The sequence below is a fragment of the Streptococcus danieliae genome (assembly GCF_025447695.1).
Lineage (GTDB): Bacteria > Bacillota > Bacilli > Lactobacillales > Streptococcaceae > Streptococcus > Streptococcus danieliae.
In genome coordinates, this window is sequence record NZ_JAOBSU010000093.1 from 1 (window position 1) to 6844 (window position 6844).

5 protein-coding genes and 1 pseudogene are annotated in these 6844 nt (G+C 36.3%); all 6 read left to right on the forward strand.

The genetic code is table 11. From position 1 onward, the window contains the following. Positions 1-484: 484 nt before the first annotated feature. Positions 485-874: pseudogene (locus N4310_RS08660) on the forward strand (ABC transporter permease); the annotation flags it as partial. 106 nt (positions 875-980) lie between these two features. Beyond that, the gene (locus N4310_RS06900) at positions 981-1646 is read left to right on the forward strand and encodes a response regulator transcription factor (protein ID WP_262092599.1); all 666 of its coding nucleotides are present in this window, start codon (positions 981-983) and stop codon (positions 1644-1646) included. Continuing rightward, positions 1643-2581 (forward strand): sensor histidine kinase, encoded by a 939-nt coding sequence (locus tag N4310_RS06905; RefSeq protein WP_262092600.1) that lies wholly within the window; start codon positions 1643-1645, stop codon positions 2579-2581. The genes N4310_RS06900 and N4310_RS06905 overlap by 4 nt, the downstream gene beginning before the upstream one ends. Positions 2582-3063: 482 nt before the next feature. Further along, the gene (locus N4310_RS06910; protein WP_262092601.1) at positions 3064-3987 is read left to right on the forward strand and encodes a ThiF family adenylyltransferase; all 924 of its coding nucleotides are present in this window, start codon (positions 3064-3066) and stop codon (positions 3985-3987) included. Further along, positions 3984-5255, forward strand: coding sequence for a periplasmic substrate-binding domain-containing protein (locus N4310_RS06915; RefSeq protein ID WP_262092602.1), 1272 nt, complete (start codon positions 3984-3986; stop codon positions 5253-5255). Before N4310_RS06910 ends, N4310_RS06915 begins: the two co-directional genes overlap by 4 nt. Positions 5256-5280: 25 nt before the next feature. After that, positions 5281-6438, forward strand: coding sequence for an MFS transporter (locus tag N4310_RS06920; protein ID WP_262092603.1), 1158 nt, complete (start codon positions 5281-5283; stop codon positions 6436-6438). Positions 6439-6844: the final 406 nt, after the last annotated feature.

The following is a 6844-nucleotide window of genomic DNA, read 5'->3' on the forward strand; positions in this document are numbered from 1 at the left end:
ACGCTTTGGTTTACGAATGAATTTGATTGCTGGTATTATCAATTTTGAAGGATAGTTAACGTTTCGCAGGAAGTCTACTTACATGGTTACCCAAGATGATTTTCGGAAATTGGGGAATCAGCTCCCAGAGCTAGCTCCTAATCAAATTGCTGTGATTCAAGCTAAAGAAGGCAAACAGATACAGCGGATTCGACTAGATAAACAGGTTTTTGAAACTGTAGAAGGTTCTTCGGATGCTACATTCCCTGGTTTAGCCAATACGTTAGCGGGCATGGTTTTCGTTCTTCCTAATGATGATGTTCTAAGTGCATTCCAAAAGTTTTACGATCTTCCACTAAGCTACCGTGTTTTTGCGGATATCAGTAAGGCTGAAATCAATGCTGTCGCAGAAGCAGAAGGGGATGTGTACTTGGTTCAGGATGAAGATGGAAAGTGGACAGCAGACATATCTCTTAAAGAAGATTTTGTGGTGATGCTACTTGGTTTTTCAGGTGGTTTCCTCTTCACAGGTTTCCTACTGGGACTCAGTTTCCTTCTAGGTGCTGCTTTGATCATCTATTACAAGCAATACTCTGAGGGGCATGAAGACAAGAAATCCTATCGGATTCTCCAAGAAGTTGGGATGAGTCAGTCAGCAGTTAAGAAAACCATCAATTCGCAAGTCTTATTGGTCTTCTTTATGCCCTTGGGAATGGCTGCCCTGCATTTCCTCGTATCACTGGTTATGCTTAAGCAGATGTTGGCCTTTTTTGGAGTGACTTCCTCCAGCATGATTTATATCGTGAGTGGGGCGACCCTCGTGATCATTGGTCTACTCTACTACCTCATCTACAAGTTAACCAGCCGCACCTATTATCGGATTATTGAACGGTAGGTTATCTTCCATTGATCAAAGGCTACGAACGATTGTGTTCTAGCCTTTTTTCCTTGATTTTAGGTTCTCTTTTTATTTTTTGCCGAAAAGGTGTTAGACTATTCATATGAAACAAAGTGTCGTATACATTGTCGAGGATGATGCGCTGATTGTCGATCTCCTTAAACAGCACCTGGGCCAGAGGCATCAGGTGATGAGTGTGCAGAATTTCCAGGCGGTTAGTCAAGAGGTTGAAGACCTGCAGCCGGATATTATTCTAATGGATATCAGCCTACCCTATTACAATGGCTTTTACTGGACGACGGAAATCCGGAAGAGCATGACCATGCCGATTATCTTTATTTCTTCAAGCGATGACGAGATGAATGCGGTTATGGCCATGAATATGGGCGGGGATGATTTTGTCACTAAGCCTTTCTCCTTGGAAGTCTTAGATGCCAAAATCGGCGCTTTTTTACGCCGGATCCATCAGTTTACACCAACCCAAGAGTATCGTGTCGAAGGCTTTCAGTTAAGTTTGGATGGTCGCTTGCGTCAGGGCCAGCAGCAGGTCCAATTGACCCCGACCGAGACACGGATTCTCAAAGCTCTTTTTCAAAACCAGGGCCAGGTTGTCAGCAAGGAAGATCTGCTCAAGGACTTGTGGGAGAATGAAGAATTTATTGACCAAAATACCCTCAATGTGAACATGACCCGCTTGCGGAAAAAGGTTGCCGAAGTCGGCTTTGATCGGATTCATACCGTCCGAGGAGTGGGGTACTTGGTCAAATGATAAGGATGTTTCTACGTGAATACCGGACTTTCTTTCTCGCTTACTTCTTATTGGCCGGCTCTTTTCTGCTCCTGTTTTATCTCTATCAACTTCCCTGGACCTTCTTTGTACAATCCATCCTTTTAGCCAGCACTATCTTTCTAATTATTATGCTCAGCCTTTTTTGGAAATTTTTTCATCGCATGAACGTTCTAAAGGATGGCATTCATGAGGCCGATCTCTATATCTTAAATAGGCCTATTGATCGCGCTTATTTAGCCTTATTGGAGAAGGAGAAGGATGAGACCCGCCAACAACTCTTGGCCTATAAGAAAAGGGAGGAGGACCTCCAAGCCTTGGTCAAGTTATGGTCCCATCAAATGAAGGTGCCCCTGGCCGCCCTCTCGCTGATGAGCCAAACCAAGCAGTTGGATCCGCAAAGTGTCGATAGCCAGCTCCTGCGCCTGGATAACTACCAAGCCAACCTGCTCAACTACCTCAAACTCAGCAATCAAAGCAGTGATTTCCGATTCGAAGAAGTCGATGTCCGCCCCATCATGGTTGATTTGGTTAAAAAATATCGGACACACTTTTTACATAAACAAATTGCTGTTAGCATTGACGGTGACTGGACCCTCAAATCGGACCGTAAATGGCTGGCCTTCTCCCTCTCCCAAATACTGGATAATGCCATCAAATATAGCAGCGAAGGCGGCCTAATTCAGATCCTAATGGACCAGGGCGTTACCATTCGTGACCAAGGAATCGGTATCCTGGCTGAAGACATCCCCCGCCTCTTCGACCAAGGCTTTACCGGCTTCAATGGTCGCGAACACCAGAAAGCTAGTGACTTCGGACTCTACCTGACTAAGCGCGTGCTAGACCAACTGGAACTAGACATTCAGGTAACCAGTCAAGTGGACCAAGGAACAGAGGTTGTAGTCCGAAAGAAATAGGGAAGCTTTTCAGTAATTGTTTGTCCAACTTTTGGGGGTCAGTTCAGAAGATGATCCAATAAGAACCTTTCATGCGTTTGTCGTTGCTAAAATGTTATTTTGGTTGACAAAAACATGAATCGGCAGAACAACTTCCCCTACTAACACAAGATTATATCCACTGGTGGAATCACAAATGTAGACATTCGACACTGAATAATCTATCACTACTCAGGAGACTTCAGCTCAAGCTAGAGCGAACGATGAAAACTCCTTATAAAAAGTATCTAACTTAAAATTGACATTACAATATGTATTTGGTACAATTTATTTATCAACATATTGTATTTGTTGATAAATAAAAGACAAGGAGACAAGCATGGTCGTAACAAAAGACGAAGCACGCGAACTTACTCGCCGTTGCTAATAACAAAGGAGGGGAGCAAGTTATTACTACTCTCCTCTTTTTGTTATGTTTTAAATTATCTAAAGGAGGATCCAGTATGTATAGATTAAAAGAAGCTGTTGTCTATTTTAGAAAAGGTGAGTATACTGTTTTGCAACATGGTAAGAAGAGATGGAGTATTTTGGATCAAGATTCATCAGTGTTTTCATATTTATCGAAGAATGAGCTAATTAAAGATACAGATAATGAATATGTGAATTTTTTGATAACAGAAAATCTTGTAACAACTGTAGTAGAATATCCAAAAGATAAATTCATCAAAAATAGATACTATTTTGAGAATATCCAAAAGGGAACTTCAAATTCTTTTCAATCAAATTTTAATACAATGACTGTATTAATTTTAGGATTAGGAGGAATAGGCACTGTTGTTTTGTCAAATCTAATTGCTATGGGAGTTAAAAATTTTATTCTTATTGACGGAGATACTGTTGATGTTTCGAATTTAAACAGACAACTATTCTTTGATTCTGAGGATATTGGTAAATCTAAAGTAGAGATTGTAGCGCAAAAAGCTCTTGCCATTGATAGCGATATAAATATCAAAACATTGAAATGTTTTATCAAAACAAAACATGACATCGAATCGTTGAAACACTATAAATTTGATTTACTAGTTAATGCAGCAGATACACCCAATAATTTAATATCACTCATTTTGAATAATCTTAAGAGTTTCCCTTTTAACTTCATTACATCAGGAGTTGGTTTAGATTCAGGAATGTTTTCAACCATAATCACAGCTGAAAATCATTCAATAGCTGCACAATATTTTACAATTGATTCAGGTAAAGAAATTTTTCCGATATTAAAAGCATCGATATCACCAACTAATATGCTTATTGGTTCTTTTGTTTCAAATGAAATCCTTAAATTCTATACACATCAAATAAAGGAAGAAGCAAGTATTCATATATTTAGCTTTTCAGACTATAGTTTAGAAAGAGAATTTATTATATGAAAATAGGCATAGATGTTGTCCCAGAAACGCTACTTCCATGCAATGTCAAATCTTATGCTAGCAAATGTTTATCAAGTTTATTTTTTGATCCAATATATTCAGAGAAGAATCCACATCGATTAGCGGATGTAAATAAGATTGGGAAAGATGAATGGGAGATAATACTAAGAGAAAGATATTGGTCTAATGGTAAAAAAATAACAGCTCATAATTTCCTTGAAACGTTACGTTATTATATTGAATCTGATTCGTTTATAACGAAAGAATTAGATGTTGTTTTAGGTTGGCAAAAGATTAGGAAAAATAAAATAGATCCGTTAAATGCTGAGATACAGATTGATGGAGAAACAAAAATTAGAATACGTACATTTGAGAATGTCGATTTAAAAAAGATTTTATCAAATATTGAGTTAACGATATTGCCGATATTTAAAGAGGAGTTTGTTAATGTTAGCTCAGGTGCATTTATTATTGATAGTGTAGAATCCAGTGTCTTTCAACCTAACAATTTTCATCCACTAATGCTTGAAGAGCAACTTGTATTTGTCTTAGCAGAGACTGTTGAAGATTCCACGGCTCTCTATAATGCTTCTTTGATAGATTCAACTTCTACAACTTTATATGAAGAGGAGAAGATAAAAAGTTTGAAGGGAAATTTTGTCAAAAGAGACTCATCAATACATGTTGCATTGATATTAAATAGTAAAAAGTCATCAAAAATGAAGACAAAAATCGCATCTAATGCGATGATAACTGAGTTTCTAAATATTAATAAAAAAAGTGACTATTTTTTTGAAGAAGAACAGATGAGTGAAGAAGGGCTAGTTCGTAGATTATCTTCAGAAAATTTTTCTAATTTTTCATGCTATTTAACGAAGTATTTTCCTAATGAAGAAAATGTTTCTAGATTGCTTCCAGAAGTCGCCATGAAAATTATTCCACTTGATTTCTCGTATGATCAACTCGGCGAAGAAGCAGACTTTATATTCTCACTCTTTCGATTGAATATTGAAAGTGAATATTCGTTACTTTTATTCTATATAAATTATATAGAAACTGAAAAGCTCGATGAATATATAGAATTGTTGAACGAAATCAATATTTTCCATCTAGACACAGACAGTAAAAAAAAGATAGAATCCTTTTTAAATAGATACTGCAAACTAGTTCCTATTGGGAATATAGAGCATCAATACGTTGTTCGTGAATCCTCTAAACTTGATTTTCTTGTTGATGAGAATGATTCTTACTATTTAGTTAGAAAGTGATTCAGTATAAATTGGGAGGCGAAGTATGTTAAAATCCAAAACTCACTCAATAATATATATGTACGGATTCTGGTCATATTTGTTTTTTGAAAGGTCTATTTGGAGTGTATATCTATTAGCACAAGGAATAAATGCTGTGCAGATTGGTCTGCTTCAAACAGTATTATCTTTTGCGATGTTTTTGTTTGAACTTCCATCAGGTGTGCTATCTGATCGATTTGGGGAGAAGTTCACATTATTTATTGGACATAGCTTAACAATAGCTTATCTACTAATAATGTGGATGTCACCAAATATATATATGTTGGTATTTGCCTTTTTCTTATATGGGTTTGGCCTATCTATGATTTCAGGTAGTGATCAAACTCTTCTGTATAATCAAGAAGGGGAGAAAAGCTACCAAGAGAAAATAGGAGTCTATAATGCTATCAGTATTGCAAGTTTAGCTCTGAGTTCATTTCTTGGTGGAATCTTTTCACAAGAATCTTGGGTTTTAGTCTTTATCGCTGGAATTGTGACACAGTTAGTTGCAATTTTTACATTGTTAGGAGTAGCATCGACTAAACAAAATTTAGCTGATTATCATCCAGAAAATTCTATTTCGATACAAGGGATACTAAAGTCTTTAAAGCAAGTCCTAATAGGAAAATCTAAGCTGAAATATTTGTTGATTGGAATTGCAACTTTTCAGGCGGTACTGTCAGTTCTCTATAATTTTGTTCAACTTTTATTTGTAGAGAAGGGGCAGGGTGCTTTTGAAATTTCAATGATTACAACCTTAGGATTAATTGTTGCAGCAATTTCTTCAATGTTAATGAATGCATTGAATAATCGCTTTACAACTAAGAAGATAGTTATCACATCACTGACAATCTTATTAGCCATAGGATTCCTATTTAAATTAAAGAATATTGCTGTTATCATTGTAATTTGTCTCATATATGAGTTTATTTACGAACTAGTAGATACTAGTTTGAATGCGACATTGCATGAAGAAGTGGAAGACCAAGTTAGAACATCTTTAATTTCAACTGGGAATACGCTCACATCATTTTTGATGCTGATAAGTAATTTTCTATTCACTATTCTAGTAAATAGGATTTCGGTTAGCTCACTATTTTTAATGGGAATATTCATCACAGTTCTGGTAACATCTTTCTGTTTAAGGAAGTACTATCAGTAAATATCTGTTTGTAGTAATCTTGTACCCAAATTATTCATACCTCAAAGAAACTAGGGTAAATATCCAAAAAATCATCAGAATCAAGCAATAACAAGTGCTGGTTCTGATGATTTTTATTGTTGTCCAAACAATACAAAGTAAGCGCCCAATAACAAGGGTAAGCGCCCAATAACAGGGTATCTTCCGATAAAGTAGAAATCTAGCTATACTAGTCTCAGAAAACATGAGGAGAGTGTACAATATAGTAGAATGAAACAAAAACCGCACACTTTGTGCTATACTATTTTTATGGCATATTCATACTTAACAAAAATCAAAATCTGAATTAGAATAGATAGTATGAAATTCACACAAGATCAAATTAAAGAATTAAAATCAGCTCTTAAAAATAAACAATATTCTGCCT